22 protein-coding genes and 1 pseudogene are annotated in these 22,630 nt (G+C 63.4%); 18 read left to right on the forward strand and 5 right to left on the reverse strand.

Annotated elements, in window-relative coordinates; all coding sequences use genetic code 11:
- Positions 1-17 precede the first annotated feature (17 nt).
- The 14 genes from VHC04_RS08435 to VHC04_RS08500 all read left to right on the forward strand — a co-directional run bounded on the left by VHC04_RS08435 (position 18) and on the right by VHC04_RS08500 (position 13,452).
- Positions 18-2,003, forward strand: coding sequence for a conjugal transfer protein TraG (locus VHC04_RS08435; RefSeq protein WP_325680001.1), 1,986 nt, complete (start codon positions 18-20; stop codon positions 2,001-2,003).
- Positions 2,004-2,009: 6 nt separating this feature from the next.
- Positions 2,010-2,444 (forward strand): CopG family transcriptional regulator, encoded by a 435-nt coding sequence (locus tag VHC04_RS08440; protein ID WP_325680003.1) that lies wholly within the window; start codon positions 2,010-2,012, stop codon positions 2,442-2,444.
- Between the two features lie 217 nt (positions 2,445-2,661).
- Positions 2,662-3,597 (forward strand): P-type conjugative transfer ATPase TrbB, encoded by a 936-nt coding sequence (gene trbB / locus VHC04_RS08445; protein ID WP_408903796.1) that lies wholly within the window; start codon positions 2,662-2,664, stop codon positions 3,595-3,597.
- Complete coding sequence (locus tag VHC04_RS08450; RefSeq protein ID WP_325680007.1) at positions 3,594-3,953, forward strand: TrbC/VirB2 family protein; 360 nt, start codon at positions 3,594-3,596, stop codon at positions 3,951-3,953. Before trbB ends, VHC04_RS08450 begins: the two co-directional genes overlap by 4 nt.
- Positions 3,950-4,231: a VirB3 family type IV secretion system protein gene (locus VHC04_RS08455; protein ID WP_325680009.1), complete on the forward strand. Its 282-nt coding sequence runs from the start codon at positions 3,950-3,952 to the stop codon at positions 4,229-4,231. The genes VHC04_RS08450 and VHC04_RS08455 overlap by 4 nt, the downstream gene beginning before the upstream one ends.
- Before the next feature lie 8 nt (positions 4,232-4,239).
- Positions 4,240-6,678 (forward strand): conjugal transfer protein TrbE, encoded by a 2,439-nt coding sequence (gene trbE, locus VHC04_RS08460; protein WP_325680010.1) that lies wholly within the window; start codon positions 4,240-4,242, stop codon positions 6,676-6,678.
- Positions 6,675-7,445 (forward strand): P-type conjugative transfer protein TrbJ, encoded by a 771-nt coding sequence (gene trbJ, locus VHC04_RS08465; RefSeq protein ID WP_325680012.1) that lies wholly within the window; start codon positions 6,675-6,677, stop codon positions 7,443-7,445. Before trbE ends, trbJ begins: the two co-directional genes overlap by 4 nt.
- A gap of 10 nt (positions 7,446-7,455) precedes the next feature.
- Positions 7,456-7,791, forward strand: coding sequence for a putative entry exclusion protein TrbK-alt (gene trbK-alt / locus VHC04_RS08470; protein ID WP_325680014.1), 336 nt, complete (start codon positions 7,456-7,458; stop codon positions 7,789-7,791).
- 4 nt (positions 7,792-7,795) lie between these two features.
- Positions 7,796-9,148, forward strand: a complete 1,353-nt coding sequence (gene trbL / locus VHC04_RS08475; RefSeq protein WP_325680016.1) for a P-type conjugative transfer protein TrbL — start codon at positions 7,796-7,798, stop codon at positions 9,146-9,148.
- A complete protein-coding gene (trbF, locus tag VHC04_RS08480) occupies positions 9,148-9,828 on the forward strand; it encodes a conjugal transfer protein TrbF (RefSeq protein WP_325680018.1) in 681 nt (226 codons plus the stop codon). Before trbL ends, trbF begins: the two co-directional genes overlap by 1 nt.
- Complete coding sequence (gene trbG / locus VHC04_RS08485; protein ID WP_325680020.1) at positions 9,829-10,806, forward strand: P-type conjugative transfer protein TrbG; 978 nt, start codon at positions 9,829-9,831, stop codon at positions 10,804-10,806.
- A complete protein-coding gene (locus tag VHC04_RS08490; protein WP_408903797.1) occupies positions 10,806-12,017 on the forward strand; it encodes a TrbI/VirB10 family protein in 1,212 nt (403 codons plus the stop codon). The genes trbG and VHC04_RS08490 overlap by 1 nt, the downstream gene beginning before the upstream one ends.
- On the forward strand, positions 12,011-12,241 hold the full coding sequence (locus VHC04_RS08495) for a DUF2274 domain-containing protein (RefSeq protein ID WP_325680022.1): 231 nt from the start codon (positions 12,011-12,013) through the stop codon (positions 12,239-12,241). The genes VHC04_RS08490 and VHC04_RS08495 overlap by 7 nt, the downstream gene beginning before the upstream one ends.
- A 281-nt stretch (positions 12,242-12,522) precedes the next feature.
- Positions 12,523-13,452, forward strand: coding sequence for an aminoglycoside 6-adenylyltransferase (locus VHC04_RS08500; RefSeq protein WP_325680024.1), 930 nt, complete (start codon positions 12,523-12,525; stop codon positions 13,450-13,452).
- Between the two features lie 4 nt (positions 13,453-13,456).
- Here the strand turns inward: VHC04_RS08500 and VHC04_RS08505 are convergent, their stop codons facing one another.
- Positions 13,457-14,335, reverse strand: a complete 879-nt coding sequence (locus tag VHC04_RS08505) for a LysR family transcriptional regulator (protein ID WP_325680026.1) — start codon at positions 14,333-14,335, stop codon at positions 13,457-13,459.
- 200 nt (positions 14,336-14,535) lie between these two features.
- On the opposite strand from VHC04_RS08505, the gene VHC04_RS08510 reads away from it, so the two are divergent.
- Both VHC04_RS08510 and VHC04_RS08515 read left to right on the forward strand, forming a co-directional pair.
- On the forward strand, positions 14,536-15,516 hold the full coding sequence (locus VHC04_RS08510) for a LysR family transcriptional regulator (RefSeq protein WP_325680028.1): 981 nt from the start codon (positions 14,536-14,538) through the stop codon (positions 15,514-15,516).
- Between the two features lie 420 nt (positions 15,517-15,936).
- Positions 15,937-16,233 carry a helix-turn-helix transcriptional regulator gene (locus tag VHC04_RS08515; protein WP_325680030.1) on the forward strand — a complete coding sequence of 99 codons (297 nt, stop codon included), beginning with the start codon at positions 15,937-15,939 and terminating at the stop codon, positions 16,231-16,233.
- On the opposite strand, the gene VHC04_RS08520 is transcribed toward VHC04_RS08515, so the two are convergent.
- Together VHC04_RS08520 and guaA are read right to left on the reverse strand one after the other, a co-directional pair.
- Positions 16,163-17,446, reverse strand: a complete 1,284-nt coding sequence (locus tag VHC04_RS08520) for a tyrosine-type recombinase/integrase (protein WP_325680032.1) — start codon at positions 17,444-17,446, stop codon at positions 16,163-16,165. The genes VHC04_RS08515 and VHC04_RS08520 overlap by 71 nt on opposite strands.
- Positions 17,447-17,738: 292 nt before the next feature.
- Positions 17,739-19,316, reverse strand: coding sequence for a glutamine-hydrolyzing GMP synthase (gene guaA, locus VHC04_RS08525; protein ID WP_325680034.1), 1,578 nt, complete (start codon positions 19,314-19,316; stop codon positions 17,739-17,741).
- A gap of 15 nt (positions 19,317-19,331) precedes the next feature.
- Here guaA and VHC04_RS08530 point away from each other — a divergent pair, with 15 nt between their 5' ends.
- Both VHC04_RS08530 and VHC04_RS08535 read left to right on the forward strand, forming a co-directional pair.
- Positions 19,332-19,823 carry a SemiSWEET family sugar transporter gene (locus VHC04_RS08530; protein ID WP_325680036.1) on the forward strand — a complete coding sequence of 164 codons (492 nt, stop codon included), beginning with the start codon at positions 19,332-19,334 and terminating at the stop codon, positions 19,821-19,823.
- A 109-nt stretch (positions 19,824-19,932) separates the two neighbouring features.
- Positions 19,933-20,322, forward strand: a complete 390-nt coding sequence (locus VHC04_RS08535; protein ID WP_325680038.1) for a low affinity iron permease family protein — start codon at positions 19,933-19,935, stop codon at positions 20,320-20,322.
- 84 nt (positions 20,323-20,406) lie between these two features.
- Here VHC04_RS08535 and VHC04_RS08540 read toward each other — a convergent pair whose 3' ends face one another.
- Entirely contained in the window at positions 20,407-22,029 is a 1,623-nt protein-coding gene (locus VHC04_RS08540; RefSeq protein WP_325680040.1) for an ATP-binding protein, read from the reverse strand.
- A 69-nt stretch (positions 22,030-22,098) separates the two neighbouring features.
- Positions 22,099-22,590: pseudogene (locus VHC04_RS23045) on the reverse strand (GAF domain-containing protein); the annotation flags it as partial.
- Between the last annotated feature and the right edge of the window lie 40 nt (positions 22,591-22,630).

A 22,630-nucleotide genomic window follows, 5' to 3' on the forward strand; every position in this document is an offset into this window, starting at 1 on the left:
GACAAGGAGCGCGGGTGATGTCCGCAACCAAGATTCTCTGGGGCCAGATCCTCGTCGTCGCGCTGATCATCCTCGCCACGTCGTGGGGTGCGACCGAGTGGACCGCGTGGCGACTGGGCTTCCAGGCGCAACTCGGTGAGCCTTGGTTCACCATCCTGGGATGGCCCGTCTATTATCCGCCGTCATTCTACATGTGGTGGATCGTCTACGACGCTTACGCGCCGGCGATCTTCGTCGAGGGTGCCTATATCGCGGCGTCGGGCGGCTTCATCGCGATCGCAGTCGCGATCGCCATGTCAGTGTGGCGGGCTCGTGAAGCCAAGAACGTCGACACCTACGGCTCCGCTCGGTGGGCCCGACCCGATGAAATCGAGGCCGCAGGCCTTCTCGGCCCCGACGGCGTGGTGCTCGGCAAGCTCGGCCACGACTATCTCCGACACGACGGCCCCGAGCACGTTCTCTGCTTTGCCCCGACCAGGAGCGGCAAGGGCGTCGGCCTGGTCATCCCCTCGCTTCTCACCTGGCCGGGCAGCGCGATCGTGCATGACATCAAGGGGGAAAACTGGCAGCTCACCGCCGGCTTTCGCGCGCGATACGGGCGCGTGCTGCTGTTCGATCCGACCAACGCGAAGTCTTCCGCCTACAATCCGTTGCTCGAAGTCCGGCGCGGCGAGTGGGAGGTCAGGGACGTCCAGAACATCGCCGACATCCTCGTCGATCCGGAAGGCTCGTTGGACAAGCGGAACCATTGGGAGAAGACCTCCCATGCGTTGCTCGTCGGCGCCATCCTCCACGTGCTCTACGCGGAGGAGGACAAGACGCTCGCCGGAGTCGCGTCCTTCCTTTCCGATCCCCGCCGCCCGATTGAGTCGACGCTCGCTGCGATGATGAAAACTCCACATCTTGGCGAGGCTGGACCGCATCCGGTCATCGCGAGCGCGGCGCGGGAGCTGCTCAACAAGTCGGACAACGAACGTAGTGGCGTGTTGAGCACCGCCATGTCGTTTCTCGGCCTCTATCGCGATCCTGTCGTCGCCGCCGTCACGCGCCGCTGCGAGTGGCGGATCATCGACATTGTCGGGGCGGGGCGGCCAACAACGCTCTATCTCGTCGTGCCGCCGTCTGACATTGCGCGCACCAAGCCTCTGATCCGTCTGATCCTCAACCAGGTCGGACGACGCCTGACCGAAGATCTCCATGCGAAGTCGCGCCGCCATCGCCTGCTTCTCATGCTCGACGAGTTTCCCGCGCTTGGCCGCCTCGACTTCTTCGAGAGCGCACTGGCATTCATGGCCGGCTATGGGCTGAAGGCGTTCCTGATCGCGCAGAGCCTCAACCAGATCGAGAAGGCCTATGGACCCAACAACTCAATCCTGGACAATTGCCACGTCAGGGTGTCTTTCGCCACCAACGACGAAAGAACCGCCAAGCGGGTCAGCGATGCGCTTGGCACCGCGACCGAGCTCCGCGCAATGCGCAACTACGCGGGTCACCGGCTGAGCCCCTGGCTAGGGCACCTGATGGTGTCGCGCTCCGAGACGGCCCGGCCGCTGCTTACGCCTGGCGAAATAATGCAGCTTGCCCCGACCGATGAGATCGTGATGGTCGCGGGCACCCCGCCTGTACGCGCCAAGAAGGCGCGGTATTTCGAGGACCAGAGATTTCATGCGCGCATCTTGCCGCCGCCGACCTTGGCGAAGCCGGACGACCCGCAGTCGAACGACTGGACCGGCCGGCCCTTGCCTCCGCGACCTTTGCAGGAGGTCGCACCACCCGTGAGCAACACGGACGATGAGGACACGACGGGCTCCGAGAAGCGGCGTCAGCCGGAGCTCGATCGCGCAGCACCGATCGAGAAGAAGGCTCCGATCGACAACGAATTCGAGATCGATCCCAATGAAGACGAGCCGGACGATGCCGCGCGGCTGAGCCGCATGACCCGTCTCGTGCAAGGCGTCGCGCGTCAGGTATCGCTCGATCCCAACGACGGCATGGAGCTGTAGACCGCCATGCCGAATCCGAACAAGAAGCGGCGGCTTTCCGTCTATCTTGAGCCAGGCGTGACAAAGGCACTCGCCGAGTACGCCGCGCGACGTGCGCAGCCGCGTTCGCTCATCGCCGAGGCCGCGATAGCATCGTTCCTTTCGCCGGACGCCGCGGAGCGGCAGGAGGCAGCCCTCACCACGCGACTCGACCAGCTCGACCGGCGGATGGCACGCCTCGAACGTGACCTTGGCATCGCCGTCGAGACGCTGGCGGTCTTTGTGCGCTTCTGGCTGACCACCAACCCGCCACTGCCCGAGCCTGCGCAGGCGGCCGCACGCGCGCAGGCCGGCGAACGCTACGACGCCTTTGTCGCCGCACTCGGACGTCGACTCGCCAAAGGTCCAAAGCTTCGGCAAGAGATCTCCGAGGACGTTCCGGCCAACGCGAGTAGCGAATAGGCGCGATCAGGCCGCTCGCAAGCCGTCATCGACTTCGCCGTTTCCCTGTATTTCTACGCCACGCTACGACGACCCCATCAGGGTTGTTGCGCCGCCCCATTTTCTGCCTCTTCTACTCATCCCCGATCCAGGGCCGCTCGCGAGCGGTCCCGCGCAGAACGGGGGCGAAGTGGCAGTGTCATTCCAACAATCCGAGGCAGTTCTTCGCGGCACACGGATGCTGCGCACGGCCCTCGGCCCGGCCATCGCCGGCTTCCTGGAAGACCCGTCGATCGTGGAGGTGATGCTCAATCCCGATGGGCGGCTCTGGATCGACCGGCTCTCGGAGGGCTTGGCCGACACAGGTGAGCGCCTATCGCCCACCGACGGCGAACGCATCGTTCGGCTGGTCGCCCATCATGTCGGCGCCGAGGTTCACGCCGGAAGCCCGCGTGTTTCGGCGGAGCTGCCCGGAACGGGAGAGCGTTTCGAGGGCCTCTTGCCGCCGGTGGTGGCCGCCCCAGCGTTTGCGATCCGCAAGCCGGCCGTCGCCGTGTTCACGCTGCAGGACTATGTGGCCGCCGCGATCATGACGGCCGACCAGGCGGAGATACTTCGCCAGGCGGTCACCGATCGCCGCAACATTCTCGTCGCCGGGGGAACGAGCACCGGCAAGACCACGCTCACCAACGCGCTCCTCGCTGAGGTGTCAAAATCGGCCGATCGCGTCGTCCTCATCGAGGACACACGCGAGCTTCAGTGCGCCGCGCCCAATCTTGTCGCCATGCGCACCAAGGACGGCGTCGCCACGCTGTCCGATCTGGTGCGCTCTTCTCTGCGCCTGCGGCCCGACCGCATCCCCATTGGTGAGGTGCGCGGCGCCGAGGCACTCGACCTTCTGAAAGCTTGGGGCACCGGCCATCCGGGAGGGATCGGCACCATCCACGCGGGCACCGCCATCGGTGCGCTGCGCCGCCTCGAGCAACTCATCCAGGAAGCCGTGGTCACGGTCCCGCGTGCACTGATCGCCGAGACCATCGATCTCGTCGCCGTTCTGAGCGGCCGCGGCGCGTCCCGCCGTCTTGCCGAACTCGCCCGCGTCGAAGGCCTTGGACCAAGCGGCGACTACCGCATCACCCCCGCAACAGCAGGCACAGCAGGAGACCACGCATGACCTCGGCTCGACAGCCATCATTCAAGCAACGCCTATTCGCCGGCCCGATTCTCGATCGGATCGGCACCATTGGTCTGACGGCGGCAGGGTTTCTCTACGCTGCGCCAGCCTATGCCAGCGGCTCGTCCATGCCCTGGGAACAACCGCTTCAGCAGATCCTGCAATCGATCGAAGGTCCGGTGGCGAAGGTCATTGCGGTGATCATCATCATCGTCACCGGCCTGACGCTCGCCTTTGGCGACACCAGCGGCGGCTTCCGCAGGCTGGTGCAGATCGTGTTCGGCCTATCAATCGCGTTTGCCGCGAGTTCGTTCTTCCTGAGCTTCTTCAGCTTCGGCGGCGGCGCGCTGGTATGACCACGGCTGTCATCGACGGTGCCGAAGTGCCCGGCTTCTCAGTGCCGGTCCATCGGGCGCTGACCGAACACATCCTCCTCGGCGGTGCGCCGCGCTCGATCGCCATCCTCAACGGTACGCTCGCCGCTGCGCTCGGACTCGGGCTGCGGCTCTGGCTCGTCGGCCTCGGCCTCTGGGCCGTTGGCCACTTCGCAGCCGTCTGGGCGGCGAAGCGCGACCCGATGTTCGTCGAGGTGACGCGCCGGCATCTGCGCATTCCGGGCTTCATGGGCGCATGAGGCGGCCGATGATGAACCTCGCAGAATATCGCCGCACGTCCTCGCGCCTCGCCGATTTCCTGCCCTGGGCAGCGCTCGTCGGAGAGGGCGTCGTCCTCAACAAGGACGGCAGCTTCCAGCGCACGGCACGCTTTCGCGGCCCCGATCTCGACTCCGCCGTGCAAGCCGAGTTGGTCGCGGTTGCCGGTCGCCTCAACAACGCGTTCCGTCGCCTCGGGTCGGGTTGGGCGATCTTCGTCGAAGCGCAGCGTCACGGCGTCGGCGCCTATCCGTCGAGCCGCTTTCCTGACGCCGCATCCGCCCTGGTCGACGCGGAGCGCAGGGCAGACTTTGAGGAAGCGACCGCGCATTTCGAATCGAGCTACTTCCTCACGTTCACTTACCTGCCGCCGGCCGAAGACGCCGCCCGAGCCGAGAGCTGGCTCTACGAGGGCAAGGCCGACCGCAGCGTCGATCCCTACGAGGTCCTGCGCGGCTTCGTCGATCGCACCGACCGCGTTCTCCAGCTCATCGAAGCCTTGATGCCCGAATGCGCCTGGCTCGATGACGGCGAGACGCTGACCTACCTGCATTCCTGCATTTCGACCAAGCGGCATCGCGTAGGGGTGCCGGAGACGCCAATGTATCTCGACGCGCTGCTGGCCGACCAGCCGCTCACGGGAGGCCTCGAGCCGCGCCTCGGCCAAGCACACCTTCGTGTCCTGACGATCGTCGGCTTTCCGAGCGCCACGACGCCGGGACTCCTCGACGATCTCAATCGCCTCGCCTTCGGCTATCGGTGGAGCACGCGCGCCATCCTGCTCGACAAGACCGACGCGACCAAGCTGCTGACGAAGATCAGGCGGCAGTGGTTCGCCAAACGCAAGAGCATCGCGGCGATCCTGAAGGAGGTGATGACCAACGAGGCATCCGCTCTCGTTGATACCGATGCCGCAAACAAGGCGGCCGACGCTGACCTCGCACTGCAGGAGCTGGGCGCTGATTACGCCGGCGAGGCCTACGTCACCGCGACGGTGACGGTCTGGGACAATGACCCCCGCGTTGCTGCCGAGAAGCTGCGGCTGGTCGAGAAGGTCGTGCAAGGCCGCGACTTCACGGCGATGCCCGAAACAATCAATGCCGTCGATGCCTGGCTCGGCTCACTGCCGGGGCATGTCTACGGGAACGTGCGCCAGCCTCCGATCTCGACGCTCAATCTCGCCCACATGATTCCACTCTCGGCCGTGTGGGCGGGGCCGGAACGGGATGAGCACTTTGGTGCGCCCCCCTTGCTGTTCGGCAAGACCGAAGGGTCCACCCCGTTCCGGTTCTCTTTGCACGTCGGCGACGTCGGTCACACGCTCGTCGTCGGCCCGACCGGCGCCGGCAAATCGGTGCTGCTCGCGCTGATGGCGCTTCAGTTCCGGCGCTATTCCAACTCGCAGGTCTTCGCCTTCGACTTCGGCGGTTCGATCCGCGCCGCGGCGCTCGCGATGGGCGGCGACTGGCACGACCTCGGCGGCGGCCTGACGGAAGGATCCGCCGAGAGCGTTTCGCTGCAACCGCTCGCTGGCATCCATCATGTGCCGGAACGGGCCTGGGCCGCCGACTGGATCGTCGCGATCCTGACGCGCGAAAGCGTCGCCATCACGCCCGAGGTCAAGGAACATCTCTGGACAGCGCTGACCTCGCTGGCGAGCGCGCCCGTGATCGAGCGCACGATCACGGGTCTCGCGGTGCTCCTGCAATCCAACGACCTCAAGCAGGCGCTCCGGCCCTTCTGCGTCGGCGGAGCGTATGGCCGGCTGCTCGACGCCGAGCACGAGCATCTCGGCGAAGCATCGGTCCAGGCGTTTGAGACCGAAGGCCTCATTGGGACCGGCGCGGCGCCGGCTGTGCTCGCATATCTGTTCCACCGCATCGAGGATCGCCTCGACGGGCGGCCCACATTGCTGATCGTCGACGAAGGCTGGCTGGCACTCGACGACGAAGGCTTCGCCGGTCAGCTCAGAGAATGGCTGAAGACGCTCCGGAAAAAGAACGCCAGCGTCGTCTTCGCCACGCAGTCGCTGTCAGACATCGACAATTCGCCCATCGCCCCAGCCATCATCGAAAGCTGCCCGACGCGAGTGCTGCTCCCGAACGAGCGCGCGATCGAGCCGCAGATCACCGCGATCTACGGCAGGTTCGGTTTGAACGTCCGCCAGATCGAGATTCTCGCTCGCGCGATGCCGAAGCGCGACTATTACTGCCAATCGCGGCGCGGCAATCGTCTCTTCGAACTCGGACTCTCAGACGTCGCTCTCGCGCTGTGCGGCGCGTCCTCTAAGACCGATCAGGCCGCTATCGCCCGCATCGCTGCCGAGCACGGCCGCGACGGCTTCCTGCCTGCGTGGCTGCGCCACCGCGGCGTCGATTGGGCCTCCGACCTCATCCCGAGCCTCACCAACCTGGAGACACCATCATGATTGTCCGACGCACCCGCGCGGCGCTTCTTGCCGCCACGGCTCTTTCGCTTCCGCTTCCGCTTTCGTTTTCTCCCCTCTGGGTCGCGCCCGCTTCGGCGCAGTGGATCGTCTACGACCCGACCAACTACGCGCAGAACGTGCTGCAGGCCGCACGAGCTCTGGAGCAGATCAACAACCAGATCACCTCGCTTCAGAACGAGGCGCAGATGCTGATCAATCAGGCCCGCAATCTCGCGAGCTTGCCGTATTCATCGCTACAGCGTCTTCAGCAGTCCATCCAGCGCACGCAGCAGCTCCTCGGCCAGGCGCAGAACATCGCCTTCGACGTCCAGCAGGTCGACCGCGCCTTCCAGACAACCTACGGCAGCGCCTCGCTGTCGGCATCCGACCAGCAATTGATCGCCGATGCGCGTACACGCTGGCAGAACACGGTTGGTGGTCTTCAGGACGCGATGCGTGTCCAGGCCGGCGTCGTCGGCAATATCGACACCAACCGAATGGAGATGTCGGCGCTGGTCGGCCAGAGCCAGGGCGCTACTGGCGCGCTGCAGGCGACACAAGCCGGAAACCAGATCCTCGCGCTGCAGGCGCAGCAGCTCGCAGACCTCACGGCTGTCGTGGCGGCCGACGGACGTGCACGCGCGCTTGCCGATGCCGAACGCGCAGCCGCCGCTGAGCAGGGGCGCGAACAGCGCCGTCGCTTCCTGACGCCCGGCTCCGGCTATCAGCCCGGCAACGCGCGCATGTTCCCGAGCAACGGCAACTGAGGGCGCTGCGGTGGACGCCAAGCTCCTCGCCCGGATCGGCGCAGTCGCGTTCGTCGCCGTTGCGATCACTGCGACGGTCCTTGAGCTGACCCGGAAAGAGGAGCGGCCTGAGATCATGCCGGCGCGGCCGACGCAGGCGGGTGCCGCGGACCCGCTGCGAGCAGAGCTGTTGCGATGCCAGGAACTCGGCGAGGCCGGGCCACGCGATCCGGCATGCCTGCGCGCCTGGGCGGAGAGCCGCCGGCGTTTCCTGATGCCGCGCAGCACACCTTCGACCAGCCCGTCGCGTGCGAGCCGAGCCAGCGGCGAAACGCGCGGCGAAGGCGCCGCGCCGAGCGACGAGTAGCATCATGGGCGGCACGGGCGTCATCGACCATTTCCTCGAAGTCTTCACCCGCTACATCGACAGTGGCTTCGGATTGCTCGGCGGGGAAGTCGCGTTCGTTGCGACCACGCTGATCGTGATCGACGTGACGCTTGCCGCGCTCTTCTGGAGTTGGGGCGCCGACGACGACATCCTCGCCCGCCTGGTCAAGAAGACGCTGTTCGTCGGCGTGTTCGCTTACCTTATCGGCAACTGGAACAACCTCGCACGGATCGTATTCGAGTCCTTCGCCGGCCTCGGCCTGAAGGCGAGCGGGACAGGCTTCACGACCGCCGATCTTTTGCGCCCTGGCAAGGTTGCGCAGACCGGCCTCGATGCCGGCCGCCCCCTCCTCGATTCGATCAGCGGCCTCATGGGCTACTGGTCGTTCTTCGAGAACTTCATCCAGATCGCCTGCGTTTTCCTGGCCTGGGCGCTCGTCCTGCTCGCTTTCTTCATCCTCGCGGTCCAGCTCTTCGTCACGCTCATCGAATTCAAATTGTCGACGCTGGCAAGCTTCGTTCTCATCCCGTTCGGGCTGTTCGGACAGAGCGCGTTCATGGCCGAGCGCGTGCTCGGCAACGTGATCAGCTCTGGCATCAAGGTGCTGGTGCTCGCCGTCATTATCGGCATCGGCTCCACGCTGTTCTCCGAGTTCACGAGCGGCTTCGGCGGCGCCAGCCCGACAATCGACGATGCAATGGCGATCGTCCTGGCCGCGCTCTCGCTACTCGGCCTCGGGATCTTCGGGCCCGCAATTGCCAATGGCCTGGTCAGCGGCGGCCCGCAGCTCAGTGCTGGCGCGGCGGTCGGTACTGGCCTCGCCGCGGGCGGAGCGATGGTTGCCGCAGGTGCGGCCGGCGGACTCGCCTTGCGCGGTGGCGCGGCCGCGATCTCGGGCACCGCTGCCGCGGCACGCGGCGGGGCTACGCTCGCGGGCGGTGCCGCCACGGCCTACAGCCTGGGAGCCGCCGGACAGTCGGGCGCGGCTGGGGTCGCGTCGGGGCTTGGCGGCATCGCGCGTGCCGCAGGCGGCGCAGCCACTTCGCCGCTTCGCCGGGCCGCGAGCCGTGCCGCAGACAGCATGAAGGAGAGCTTCTCCGCAGGTGGTCGTGCCGCCTTCGAGGCGACTGGAGGCACGTCAACGATGGGCACGATCGGCGGCGGTAACTCCGCCGGGAGCGCCAGCGCGGCGACAGAAGGTGCGCCCGCCTGGGCCCGCCGCATGAAGCGTTCGCAGCAACTCAATCACGGCGTCATGGCTACCGCGCACGCGATCCGCGCCGGTGACAGCCACGGCGGCGGCAGCTCCGTCAACCTTTCCCAGCGAGACCAGTGATGTTCAAGCGACCCTCCACGCATTACGGCAAGACACCCGAGCCCGAGACGCCCTATCAGCGCGCCGCACAGATCTGGGACGAACGCATCGGCTCGGCGCGCGTGCAGGCGAAGAACTGGCGACTGATGGCCTTCGGCTCGCTGGCGTTGTCGGCCGCTTTCGCCGGCGCACTCGTGTGGCAATCGGCGCGGGGCACCATCGTGCCGTGGGTGGTCCAGGTCGACAATTTGGGTCAGGCCCAAGCCGTCGCGCCCGCCGTTGCCGACTATCGCCCGACCGATCCCCAAATCGCCTTCCACCTCGCGCGCTTCATCGAGCAGGTCCGCTCAATCCCGGCCGATCCGATCGTGGTCCGGCAGAACTGGCTGCGCGCCTACGACTTCACGACCGACCGTGGCGCCGCGGCTCTGAACGACTACGCGCGCGCCAACGACCCCTTCACGAAGGTCGGCAAGCAGCAGGTCGCGGTCGACGTATCGAGCGTCATTCGAGCCTCGCCCGACAGCTTCCGCGTGGCGTGGAGCGAGCGTCGTTACGAGAACGGCCAACTCGCATCGACCGAGCGCTGGACCGCCATCCTCACCATCGTCGTGCAGCCGCCGCGTGACGCGGAGCGGCTGCGCGCCAATCCGCTCGGCATCTACGTCAATGCGATCAACTGGTCGCGGGAGCTGGGGTAAATGAATCGACAGACCGTCCGCGCCGCAAACGCGGCATTCCGCAAGTCCGCAATCCCTGCCGCGCTCCTGTCGGCGACGCTGCTGAGCGCGTGCGCCACGCAGAGGCCGCCGCAGATAAGCTATGATGCCGATGTCCCGCCGTTGCCGGCCGTTCCGGCGGCAGTCGTGGACGACCGGCCGCGGCCGCTGCACATCCCGCCGGCCTGGTCACCTAGTCACGGTGGCACGGCCGCCAGTTCTCCGACCGCTCGGGTGGCGAATGCTAACTCCGCCGCCCGCGTCGAGCCGCGCCGCGAGGGCTACTACAATGCCATTCAGATTTACCCGTGGTCGGAAGGCGCGCTCTACCAAGTCTATACCTCGCCGGGCCAGATCACGGATATCGCGCTCGAGCCCGGCGAGAGCCTGACCGGCGCCGGCCCGATCGCCGCCGGCGACACCGCCCGCTGGATCATCGGCGACACCGAGAGCGGGTCGGGCGTCACGCGCCGCGTGCATGTGCTGGTAAAGCCGACACGCGCCGAGATCACGACCAACCTGGTCATTACCACCGACCGCCGCATCTACATGCTCGAGCTGCGGGCCGGCGCCAACCCGTACATGCCGGCGGTGGCGTGGGCCTATCCGCAACTTCCCGCTTCGCAGCGTGCGGGGCTACCGGCGACGCCGGTCATCCCCGCCGCCACCGCGCGCAACTATCGCTACGCTCTGAGCGGCGACAATCCGCCTTGGCGGCCGATAGCGGTCTATGACGACGGACGGCGGGTCTATATCGAATTCCCGCGCGGCATCGTGCAGGGCGAGATGCCACCGCTTTTCGTCATCGGCTCGGAAGGCGAGCTCCAGATCGCCAACAGCCGCATTTATCAAAACATCCTGATCGTCGATCGCCTCTTCGGCGCCGCCGAGCTTCGCCTCGGTAGCGGCGACCGCCAGCAGAAGGTCAGGATCTCGCGCAGCGACGGGAGGCCATCGTGATGACCAACTCTGACGTTCCTGGCCCCGATGCCGAGGCCGATCGAGGCCCAACCGATGCCGTAGCACCCATGCGGCTGCGCGGCGATCCGCCCCGTGTCACCCGGCTGTCCCACAAAGCGCTGGCAGGGATTGGCCTTGTCGCATCGATCGGTCTCGGCGGCGCCCTCATCTACGCGCTGCAAACCCGCAATGCTGGACCTCGGAACGAGGAACTCTATTCCACCACCAACCGGCCCACGGCCGACGGACTCGCCGGCCTGCCACGTGACTATTCCGGCCCACGGCTTGGCCCGCCGCTGCCAGGCGATCTCGGCCGTCCCATCGTGAGCGCACAGCATCGCGGACAGCCAGTCGTGCCACCTGCCGTCCAGCCGACCGTAGATGCAGCGGAGCAGCGTCGCCTCGCCGAGCAGGAAGCCGCGCGCACCAGCCGCGTCTTCTTCCAGACCGAAGCACGGACGCTGGCCGCGTCGCCTGCACCTGGCGGTGCCACCCCCAACGCGAGCCTGACCGGCCTCGGGGTCCCCGGGCAGCTCAACATGCCAACGGCACAAGAGCGCGCACAGGATCGGCAGCTCGCATTCCTCAACGCCGCTGCCGATCGCCGCACCGTCGCTCCGGATCGCGTGATGCCGCCGGCGTCGCCCTACGTGCTGCAAGCCGGGGCGGTGATCCCAGCCGCCTTGATCACCGGCATTCGCTCCGATCTTCCCGGACAGATCACGGCTCAGGTGACCGAGAACATCTACGATAGCCCGACCGGCCGCATTCTCCTGGTTCCGCAAGGCACGCGGATCATCGGCCAGTACGACAATGCCGTGCAGTTCGGCCAACGCAGAGTGTTGCTGGTGTGGAACCGTTTGATCTTCCCCAACGGCCGCTCGATCGTCCTCGAGCGCCAGCCGGGGGCCGACGCGGCCGGCTATGCCGGCCTCGAGGATGGCGTTGACTATCACTGGTGGGACGTCGCCAAGGCTGCGGGCCTCTCAACGCTCCTCAGCGTCGGCGCCGAGTTGGCGATCGACGACGACGACCGACTGCTGCGCGCGATCCGCAATGGCGGCCAGGACACGATCAACGATGCGGGTCAGGAGATCATCCGACGACAGCTCAACGTCGCCCCGACGCTGACCATCCGGCCCGGCTTCCCAGTGCGGGTGATCGTCACCCGCGATCTTGTGCTCGAACAGTATGGAGGATCAGAATGGTGAGGCTCAAGCTCGGGCCGATTGTGGACGACAAACCGGTCAAGGTGGCCATCGAGCTTCCCGCGCAGCTTCATCGCGATCTCAAAGCCTATGCCGACGCCCTCGGGACAGAACAGGGCGTTCCCATTGCAGATCCGATTAAGCTCATCGTGCCGATGTTGGAGCGGTTCATCGCGACCGACAGAGGATTCTCGAAGGTGCGTCAGAGGGCTCGATCTCGTGGATAACGAAGGTTTACTCCAGGCCGGCGCAACCTAAGTGAACCAGAGAGCGCACCGGGACAAAACGATGAGAGAGAGTAAGAGTGATGATCTACTCCAAATGAACAGCAGATCGCGAGAGAGAGGACGGGAATGGGGCGGTGCTGAGGGCGGCCCCCAAATAGCCGGAGGATATGTCCGTTCTTGGCACAACATAAGACGAAATCAGCGATCCCTCGCACAATCACCCAACGGCATCCTTAGACCCGGTGTATCTGTGCCGAACCGATAACGAGTAGGTGGCAACTATGAAGTTGACCAAGAATGCCTCCGCTGCTGCAGCGGAGCGCGACGTAATCTTGCAGAAGATCATCTTATGGGCCCAGGATAATAGCGCGATTCAGGCTCTTATACTTACTGGCTCGCTCGCAAGAGCTGACCAACTCGCCGACGCTCTGTCCGATATTGATATCGAAATCATCATTGATGATCCCACTTTGCTTATGTCCGACTTCGGATGGCTGGGTGAGATCGGACAGTTGGTTACTGTATTGCCTCTGGATCCTTCTCCCGAACAACATTGGGCAACTCGCCTTGCGATTTATTCGGGGGGCACGAAAGTCGACTACACGCTCGCCGGGTCCGCCCGCCTATGTGAAATGGCGAACCATCAAAAGCTCGAGCCGCTGTATGAGCGCGGCTATAAGGTCCTGCTAGATAAGGCAGGCCTGACAAATGATTTGCCACCACCGAGCGGACACGCTCCGACCCGAACATTGCCCTCGAACGATGCCTTTCGCGCATCCGTGCAAGAGTTCTGGTTCGAAGCGGCCCACATCCCGAAGTACCTTATTCGTGACGAACTATGGTTGGTTAAACAGCGTGATCAGACGATGAAAGCCCTGTTGCTTCAGATGCTCGAATGGCATGCCGCGTCATCGCGCCCTGTCGATGTGTGGCACATCGGGACACAGATGAAGCAGTGGGTCGACAAAGCGACGTGGGATGAGCTGCAGCAGGTGTTTGGACGTTTTGACGTTTTAGACTCGAGCAGGGCCTTCAAAGCGACTGTGGCGCTTTATAGCCGGATTGCGAAAGACGTCGCGCGTTCTGCGGGACTTGACTATCCAGATTCTGTTGAAAGTGGGATCATGTCAATTTGCGATCCCCTGCTTGCATGCTTAGAGGGGACACGTACGCCCAACGAGGATTCTCCATTCTCGCCTGTCGAGCCCTAGTGATCTATTCTACTCCGGAGTCCCGACTGAATTGTTCAAGAACCCGTCTACCGGCTCCATTAAGCGCATCGCGTCTCCACACCGCATGCAATTCAAGATTAAGCCACGACCGCGGAAGCTGTCGGAACACCAATCCGGCCACATCCCAGTTTGACATATTAGATTGAACTATTGTGTAGCCTATTCCTTCACGGACCATTGCAAAGCTGGCTGCTATATCAAATGTCGCGTGAGCGGTGACGCTGGCGGCGCCGCGGCTGGAAAGCAAGTCGCTAAGCGTCTGCCAGACCTCAAGTGGCGGTCCGACCCACACTTCGTCCCTTAAATGCTCTAGCTTCAATCGTTGGACGCGGGCCAATCGGTGCTCGGAGGAAAACACTGCGGAATACGGCTCTCTTGATAGAAGGCGGCACTCAAAATGCCTTTCAGTTGGAGGGCTGCTCAAAATCCCAATATCTATCTTTGAGGCTTCGAGCGCTCTTAGTTGCTCTACTGTCCGCATCTGATTGATCAGGAGACTGATACCACTATTTGGGCCGAGACGCTTAACTACCCTTGGTATCATCCCATTCAGGATCGCTTCTTGAATATAGCCTACAGCAACGGGCCCAGCGTTCGGCGATGCAAGGCGCTTGCCTTCACGCTCTACGGTTTCAGCGCTCTCCAGTAGTCGTCGAGCCCGACCGAGGAAATCGCGACCTGCGGTGGTCAGCTGGAGTCGCTTACCCACTCGATCGAAGAGTTCGAGGCCGAGCTCCTCCTCTAGCTGCCGGATCTGACGGCTCAGCGGAGACGGCGAGATGTGGAGGCGCTCTGCCGCTGAGCCGACATGTTCCAATTCACCTACGGCCACAAAGCAGCGAAGTCGCCACAAGTCCAGCATCATGCCCTTCATTAGCACATTTATCGACCAATTATGTCCTTCGGTGCATGCTTCCACAAGAGTACGATGCCGCGCGAGTGCTGACACCACCGGGTTGAGCCCTTTCGGAATAGAACATTGATTTCTGCGATGATGGTTGGGTTGGGCACGCCAAGAATCTTTGGAGCCCCGACGTAGAACTGTGGCAATGAGCACTGCGGGTGAACCACAGCATGGAGCTACGCCATCTCAGATACGCTCTTGCAGCGGCCGACTATGGGAGTTTTCGCTGCGCCGCACGGGTGATTGGGATTCAAGAGTCGGCGCTTAGTCGGCGCATCCGCGATCTTGAGGACGAGATTGGCGTCTCCCTATTTGTTCGGCATCATGGCGGCGTCCACCTAACCCAGGCTGGAGAGAGGTTCATATGCCAAGTGCGCGCCGCGCTAAACCAAATTCGCTACGCGACGACCGATGCTGGCACGATGGGACGGGGAGAGTGCGGTGCAGTGAAGGTCGGCATCTATTCTTCGCTTGCCTCAGGTTTTCTTGCCGACCTTTTCAACACGCATCATGAGGTCGAACCGGGGGTACGACTGGACTTGGTGGACGGCATCTCTGCTATGCACGTGATGGCTGTCCGCCGGCACCATATCGACGTAGCGTTTGTTGTGGGACATCCACCCTTTTTGAATTGTGACGCGGAGCATTTGTGGAGCGAACGGGTTTTCGTCGTGCTTCCACAACGTCACGAATTGGCAGAACGCGACGCGATTTCCTGGGATGAGCTGCGCGGCCAAGCCTTTATCGTCAGCGAAACAGAGCCGGGCCCAGAAATACACGACTATCTGCTCAAACACCTATCAGACTTAGGATATCGCCCAACCATCGAGCGCCAAGCTGTCTTTCGCGACACACTACTGCAAATGGTGGCGCTTGGCCGTGGGTTGACGCTGACCAGCGAGGCCACGACCGCGGTGCCCGGCGCCGGCATTGTCTACCGGCCGTTAGACGCCAGCGAATTGCCATTCAACGCGGTTTGGTGTCCACGGAATGATAATCCCGCGCTCCGCCGATTTCTGAGCCTCGCCAGAGCGGTGAAGCGTCGGCGTCAACATGCGCCGGCCATTGCGTTTCCACGATCCGAGCGCAACATATCGCAAATTGACCACCACATAGAAGGCTCGTGCGGCGCGAATTAAGTGCTTGCACAGCCGCGCTCGTACGGTCGCGATCACACTTGCGAATCCGCTGGAGGGCTTCGGCAGAGGTTTGAAGGGCGATCGGCGATTCAACATTCGCAGCTTTGTTCAGCTCGCGGAGCTAAGCGGACGTGACGGTAATGATCCGGTGCGCTTGAAAATCATTCAAACACACGCACCGTGAAGATGCGTGATGATGATCACAAATCGGGCACATCTTGCTGTCCCCCAATGCCCCCTCTCATGTTTGTTGCCCGAAAAGTCACGTGCATTCAATACGACATCTGCCTGAAGACGGTTTCGCCATGACTTCTATTTCCACGCCATGCCATCCAGTTTTTCGACTCCACAACTTCTGCCCTTCCTTTTCGAGACCTATCGCGCTCATTTCCTTGGGAACGGCAGCTAAGGAGATGATGAATGACTTACGGAGAAGGTACGCCAATTAAACGAACCATCCGTCGACAGCAGTTGCGCGAAATGGTGCCCCTTGCCGATAGCACCATCTATGAGATGGAACAGCGCGGAGAATTTCCGCGACGCTTCGCCCTCTCGCCCCGCTGTGTCGTCTGGGATCTGGCGGAGGTCGAAGCTTGGCTGGCTTCCCGCCGATCAGCCCCAATAGCGCGCGCGCAGCCTCCTGACGTCAGACAACGGCGCTCACGCCCGGTTCAAGCGCCGGGTCTGGCTCAAGCAGCGGCATCGAAGGCGGGATGAGTACCGGGACGCGCTTCTTCCCAGCGACCCAGGCGTCGATGATATCCGACCACTCCTGCATCATGTGGCGACGCTGAACTTCGTACTCCGCCTTGTTATAGACGCCGCGTGACGAACGACCATCCTCGTGGGCAAGACACTTCTCGATCCAGTCGCTATTGAAACCCAGCTCGTTGAGCAGTGTGGATCCCGTCCTTCGGAGATCATGAACCGTGAATGGCTCGAGTGGCAGGCCTTCCTTCTTCGCCAGTTCAACAACCGAGTAGGTTACCCGGTTGAACGTCGCGCGCGACATCGGCGCATCCGCGTCGTACCGCGACGGCAACAGGTATCGCGAATTCCCTGCGCAGGTCTTCAGCGCGATCATGATGTCGAGGGTCTGGCGCGACAGATAAACGTTGTGCGCCTTCGAACGCTTCATCCGCTCTTTCGGGATCGTCCAGACAGCGTTCTCGAAATCGACCTCATTCCATGTCGCGTCCTGCAGCTCGCTCTTGCGCACCATGGTCTCCAGATAGAGGCGCATGCCAAGCCGGATTGTCGGAAGCGTTGCCACCTTTTCGATCAGCTTGAGCATGATCCTGATTTCGGTCGGCGAGAGCGACCGGTCCTTCGGTACGAAGGTCGCGATCGAAGATGGCCCCACATCGTCGGCGGGATTGGCGACCTTCTCACCGTGAAGGATGGCGAAGCCGTAGATCTGCTTGACGATGTCGCGGACATGGATCGCCGTCGCCGGCGCGCCGCGTTCGACGATCGCGCCGCAAAGAGCCCGGAGGTCATCCGGCGTGATCTCGGTCAGCAGCCTGGTGCGCCACTTCGGCAGCAGCTCTCGCTCAAAGATCGACCGGCGCATCGCCCGCGTGCTGTCCGCCATGGTCGGCGCCGTGGTCAGCCACTTCTCGCCGAACTCGCCGAAGCTCTTCGCTTCCAGGAGCCGGCGCTTCTCCCGCTGCTTCTCGATCGCCGGTGATCGTCCCTCGCTGATCGCCCGCTTGGCGTCGATGCACAGCTCCCGCGCCCGGGCGAGCGACAGCCCAGCCGGGCCGTACTTTCCGAACGTGACGGTCTCGCGCCGCCCGTTCATCCGGTAATCCAGCCGAAAAGTGAGGGTCCCCGAGGGTTTCACGAGCACATACATGCCGTCCCGGTCCGTCACCTTGTAAATTTTGTCTTTTGGTTTCAGGTGTTTAAAGGCTGCATCCGTCAGCATTTGGGTTGCCTCCTCGAAAAAGACCGTCAGGCCATTTTCGGGCGTCCTCGCGACAAAATCACTTTTTCTTACAGTATCTTAGGTCGAAAAAAAGACCGTCAGAGGCCACTCAGACCCTGACGGTATCGGACGAAAACGATTTCGCAATGGGAAGGCGGACCGTCGGAGGGTCCGTCAGCGGCGATCTCTGCCGGCCGATAGTCCTCGAACACCTCTGAGTGATTCTATTTTGTTTATCAGCGTGTTATGGGGGTCTTCGAGACACTGCAGGATAGTCCCGGATGGGCCTGAATCACTCCCACTCGATGGTCCCCGGCGGCTTCGACGTAACGTCATATGTCACCCGGTTGATCCCCCGCACCTCATTCACGATCCGCCCGGCCACCCGTGTCAGGAAGCCGACATCGAACGGATACACATCCGCTGTCATCCCGTCCGTGCTGGTCACAGCCCGTAGCGCACAGGCCATGTCATACGTCCGGCCGTCGCCCATCACGCCCACCGTCCGCACCGGCAGAAGAACGGCAAATGCCTGCCAGATCGCGTCATACAGGCCGGCGCTGCGGATCTCTTCCAGGTAGATCGCATCCACCTTGCGCAGCAGGTCCGCCTTCTCCCGCGTCACCGCGCCGGGAATGCGAATCGCCAGGCCTGGGCCGGGGAAGGGATGCCGGCCGACGATCGTTTCGGGAATGCCAAGCTCACGGCCCAGTGCGCGGACCTCGTCCTTGAATAGCTCTCGCAGCGGCTCGACCAGCTGCATCCGCATCCGTGCCGGCAGGCCGCCGACATTGTGATGCGACTTGATTGTCACCGACGGACCGCCTGTGAAGCTGACACTTTCGATCACGTCGGGATACAATGTTCCCTGCGCCAGGTAATCCGCCCCGCCAATCGCCGTCGCTTCTTCCTCGAACACCTCGATGAACAGCCGGCCGATCGTCTTCCGCTTCACTTCCGGATCGGTCACGCCGTCCAGCGCTGCAAGAAACAGGTCCGAGGCGTCACGATGCACCAGCTTGATGTTGAAGCGGTCCCGGAACGTCTCCACCACCTCCTGCGCCTCGTTCTGCCGCAGCAGCCCGTGATCGACGAAGATGCAGGTGAGCTGATCGCCGATCGCTTCATGGATCAGCACTGCCGCGACCGAGGAATCCACCCCGCCCGACAACCCGCAGATCACGCGGCCGCCGCCGACCTGGGCGCGGATCCGAGCGACCTCGGTGGTGCGGAAACCGGCCATGCTCCAGGAGCCGCTGAGGCCGACGACATCGTGGGAAAAATTGCGCAGCAGAGCGGCGCCGTGCGGTGTGTGTACCACCTCGGGATGGAACTGCACGCCATAGAAGCGCCGCGAGTCGTCCGCGATGGCGGCGAAGGGGGCGCCCTCGCTGGTACCCACCACGCGAAAACCACGGGGCAGGCGGGTCACGCGGTCGCCATGACTCATCCAGACCTGTTCGTGGCTGCCCTTCGCCCAGACGCCCCGGAACAGCGCGCAGTCATCCACCACGTCGACATAGGCGCGCCCGAACTCCCGATGGCTGTGCGCCTCAACCGCGCCGCCCAACTGTTGGCACAACAATTGTTCGCCGTAGCAGATTCCCAGGATCGGCACGCCCATCTCGAACACGCCGGCCGGAGCCAGCGGCGCGGCAGCCTCGTGCACCGAGGCCGGACCGCCGGACAGGATGACGCCGCGGGGCGCCCAGGCTGCAATCCGCTCGAAGGCAGCATTGAACGGCCAGATCTCACAATATACGCCGGATTCGCGCAGCCGGCGCGCAATCAGCTGCGTGACTTGGCTGCCGAAGTCCAGGATCAGGATCTTCTCCGGGGTGTCGGCGGGATCAGGCAGAGATTCGGTCATGATGAGCTCCGGCGCTTGATCCGCGGCGTTGGAGCACGCGGCAATCCGCCTTGCAAGCGGCAGAAAACCACGCATGGCAGCTTCTCGCGGATCGGGGAACGACCAGACACGCAGGAAACCGTGACTGGGAAACGCAGGCTCCGCATCCAACATGCACATCACCCCGCTGGGGTATCTGCCACGATGACGTCTCGTTTGGGGGGCAACTTGCAGCTCGCTTCAATCACCGGCGGATTGGCCACCATTGCTTCCACTGTCAGCTTTGCCCCGCAGGCGTGGCGTGTCATCAAGACGCGGGACACCAGGGACCTGTCGGCCGGGACCTATGCGATCACCGTTTGCGGTTTCTCGCTCTGGTTGGTCTACGGGCTGATGCTCGGGGCCTGGCCGCTGCTGGTTTCCAACGGCGTATGCCTGCTGCTGTCCGCTTTCATTCTGGCCATGATCTTGCTGTCGCCGGCGGCGAAGCAGGCGGTGGCAGACTCACTGGATCCGGAGATGGAATGAGGGGCGGTTTCCCTCACGCACTGTTGTGATACCGGACACGAGGTCGGCAGATTAATTTGATCCTCGTCACCCTATCTGTGGACCGTAGCTTGTACTCACGGGGATGATCATGTCGACATTGTTTTCGCGCGCGGCTCACTGGTTCGCGGAAATGTGCGGGCGCCCGGTCGCTTTCATGATTGCCCTCCTCGCAATCGTCATCTGGGCCACGACCGGCCCGATGTTTCATTATTCCGATACATGGCAGCTTATCATCAATACCGGAACGACCATCGTTACGTTCCTGATGGTCTTCGTGATTCAGAATACGCAGAATCGGGATACCGCGGCGATTCAGCTCAAGCTCGATGAGCTGATCCATTCCAGCTCCGATGCACGAGACCGCATGATGTGCCTTGAGGATCTGACGGAGGAGGAACTGAAGCGTCTGAAGGAGACGTTTGTCCAGATCGTCTCCCATGCGCGTCCCGAGACACAATCGGTGGCGGCGGCGGAGTAGTGGCCCGGCCACGGAACTGGTCGTCAGGGTCACGGGCTCAACCTCGCTCTGTTGCGTCTGATCCTGGTGAGTCGATCTGACCTACTAACCGGTCAGCAGTTCCCGCACCTTGGTCGCCAACGCCTCAAGAGCGAAGGGCTTCGCCATCATTTCCATGCCCGGTTCAAGGAACTGGTTCCGCTGGGCGGCTTTCTCCGCATAGCCGGTAACGAACAGGATCTTCAAACCGGGCCGCTTTTCCCGTGCGATTTCGGCGAGCTGGCGGCCGTCCACCAACGGCAGGCCCACATCGGTGATCAGCAGGTCGATCGGCCTTTCCGAGTCCAGGATGGGAAAGGCGGTCGCGGCGTCCTGTACCTCCAGCTTCTGGTAGCCCAGATCGCGCAGGACTTCGCCGATCAGCAGCCGCACCGCCGGTTCGTCCTCCACCACGAGAACCGTTTCACCCCGGCCTTCCGGTGGCGCCTTCTCGATGCAAGGTTCGCTATTCGCTGCGTCGTAGGCTGCGCGCGGCAGATACAGCGTCACCGTTGTGCCGACGCCGACACGGCTTTCAATCTCCACGTGGCCGCCTGATTGCCGCGCGAAGCCATAGATCATCGAAAGGCCCAGGCCGGTTCCGGCGCCGATCGGCTTCGTGGTGAAGAATGGATCGAACGCCTTGGACAGGATGTCCGGGGACATGCCTTCACCATTGTCCCGTACCGCGATCAGGACATAATCCCCCGGCGCCAGTTCCTGTGCAGCCGTCTGTGCCGCCGACAGGTGGCGGTTCCGTGTCTCGATCGCCAGGCGGCCACCACCTGGCATCGCATCGCGCGCGTTGATGGCCAGGTTCAATAGCGCGCTCTCAAACTGGTTGGCGTCGGTCAGCGCCGGCCAAAGTGCCGGGTCCAGCTCCGTCGTCACCTCGATCGTTTCGCCTAGAGCGCGGTTCAGCAAGTCGGCCATGCCGCTGATCAGTGTATTGATGTCCTGCGATGTGATGTCCAGCGACTGCCGCCGAGCGAATGCCAGCAGCCGGTGGGTCAGCGCGGCCGCTCGCTGTGCGGAATTGATGGCGGCGTCGATGAACCGATCCAGATCGTCGCTGCGCCCGGCGGCCAGGCGCCGCCGAATCAAGTCCAGGGAACCGGAAATGCCGGTCAGCAGATTGTTGAAGTCGTGGGCGATGCCGCCGGTCAGTTGACCGATCGCTTCCATCTTCTGAAGCTGCCGGATCGACTCCTCTGCCACCATCAACTCGCGGGTCCGTTCCTCCACCCGCTGCTCCAGCTCCGCATTCAGTTCGGCCAAGGCCCGTTCGGCCCGGCGCTGTTCCGTGACATCGACGACAACCCCAGGAAAGCGCAGCGGTTCACCGGTCGGCGAGCGCTGACATTGGCCGCGGGCAACGACGTCGCACACCGCGCCATCCGGCGAAAGCAATCGATATTCGGTGGACAGCGGCAAGCCAGTTCGCAATGCGGCGGCGATTTCCTGCTTCAACCGGGACCGGTCCTCGGGGTGGACGCCGTCCAGGAAGGCACGGATAGAGGTGCCGCTGGTTGCCTGATCCGGCGTTACGCCGAACATGCGTGCAAATCGCTGATCGACGACGATCCGATCCCGCCGGACGTCCCAGTCCCACAGGCCGATAATTTCCGCATTCGATAAAGCGAGATTCAGCCGCTCCTGCACCTGACGCCGCGCGTCCGCGCCACGCACCGCCTGATACGCCGCGGCGGCGAAATGAGAGATATTGCAAAGGAAGCGCTGGTCTTCCCGGTCAAAGACCTGTTCGGCCGAGTGACAGATCGCCCAGACGGTGCCGACCGGCCTGCCGTCCAGGGAAAAAGGTGCCAGCAGAACTTCGACTATCGGAAATTCCGCATCCGAGAATGGCGCAAAGAACGGGTGGGAACCGGGAAAAAGAAGCGATTGACCGGTTTCCACCACAATCCCGCATGGGCTCGCGTCGCGCGGCATGGTGCCTCCGACATAGGCCGCCCAGGCACCGGCAACCGCCGGCCAAAAGAAATGTTCGGCACCCTCATCGCCGGCAATCAGGCTGATGCCGGCCGAACCCGCATGGCAAAAATCGACGACAACCTGACAGAGTGCCTGCAGAACCGTTTCGGGACGCTGCGCGAGTTCATCCATCAGCGCCAGAAAAGCTCGGTTCTCGGCGCCCAGATCACGTGGACGCGCGGTACGACCCGCGATGGTGGCCTCCGTGGAAGCCGCTAGGTCACGCGCCATGGCCGCCCGTTCGTCCCGGCTGAGCATCAAACCCAATCCGCAATCAAGGCAACTCGCCCGCGCCAGC

Source organism: Rhodopila sp. (assembly GCF_035548095.1).
In the GTDB taxonomy this organism is placed as follows: Bacteria; Pseudomonadota; Alphaproteobacteria; order Acetobacterales; family Acetobacteraceae; genus Rhodopila.

What these genes read in the sequence shown, in the direction of transcription:
- VHC04_RS08435 (WP_325680001.1), top strand. Translation starts at nt 18, where the DNA reads ATGTCCGCAACCAAGATTCTCTGGGGCCAGATCCTCGTCGTCGCGCTG.
- VHC04_RS08440 (WP_325680003.1), top strand. Translation starts at nt 2,010, where the DNA reads ATGCCGAATCCGAACAAGAAGCGGCGGCTTTCCGTCTATCTTGAGCCA.
- trbB (WP_408903796.1), top strand. Translation starts at nt 2,662, where the DNA reads ATGCTGCGCACGGCCCTCGGCCCGGCCATCGCCGGCTTCCTGGAAGAC.
- VHC04_RS08450 (WP_325680007.1), top strand. Translation starts at nt 3,594, where the DNA reads ATGACCTCGGCTCGACAGCCATCATTCAAGCAACGCCTATTCGCCGGC.
- VHC04_RS08455 (WP_325680009.1), top strand. Translation starts at nt 3,950, where the DNA reads ATGACCACGGCTGTCATCGACGGTGCCGAAGTGCCCGGCTTCTCAGTG.
- trbE (WP_325680010.1), top strand. Translation starts at nt 4,240, where the DNA reads ATGATGAACCTCGCAGAATATCGCCGCACGTCCTCGCGCCTCGCCGAT.
- trbJ (WP_325680012.1), top strand. Translation starts at nt 6,675, where the DNA reads ATGATTGTCCGACGCACCCGCGCGGCGCTTCTTGCCGCCACGGCTCTT.
- trbL (WP_325680016.1), top strand. Translation starts at nt 7,796, where the DNA reads ATGGGCGGCACGGGCGTCATCGACCATTTCCTCGAAGTCTTCACCCGC.
- trbF (WP_325680018.1), top strand. Translation starts at nt 9,148, where the DNA reads ATGTTCAAGCGACCCTCCACGCATTACGGCAAGACACCCGAGCCCGAG.
- trbG (WP_325680020.1), top strand. Translation starts at nt 9,829, where the DNA reads ATGAATCGACAGACCGTCCGCGCCGCAAACGCGGCATTCCGCAAGTCC.
- VHC04_RS08490 (WP_408903797.1), top strand. Translation starts at nt 10,806, where the DNA reads ATGACCAACTCTGACGTTCCTGGCCCCGATGCCGAGGCCGATCGAGGC.
- VHC04_RS08495 (WP_325680022.1), top strand. Translation starts at nt 12,011, where the DNA reads ATGGTGAGGCTCAAGCTCGGGCCGATTGTGGACGACAAACCGGTCAAG.
- VHC04_RS08500 (WP_325680024.1), top strand. Translation starts at nt 12,523, where the DNA reads ATGAAGTTGACCAAGAATGCCTCCGCTGCTGCAGCGGAGCGCGACGTA.
- VHC04_RS08505 (WP_325680026.1), bottom strand. Translation starts at nt 14,335, where the DNA reads ATGCTGGACTTGTGGCGACTTCGCTGCTTTGTGGCCGTAGGTGAATTG.
- VHC04_RS08515 (WP_325680030.1), top strand. Translation starts at nt 15,937, where the DNA reads ATGACTTACGGAGAAGGTACGCCAATTAAACGAACCATCCGTCGACAG.
- VHC04_RS08520 (WP_325680032.1), bottom strand. Translation starts at nt 17,446, where the DNA reads ATGCTGACGGATGCAGCCTTTAAACACCTGAAACCAAAAGACAAAATT.
- guaA (WP_325680034.1), bottom strand. Translation starts at nt 19,316, where the DNA reads ATGACCGAATCTCTGCCTGATCCCGCCGACACCCCGGAGAAGATCCTG.
- VHC04_RS08535 (WP_325680038.1), top strand. Translation starts at nt 19,933, where the DNA reads ATGTCGACATTGTTTTCGCGCGCGGCTCACTGGTTCGCGGAAATGTGC.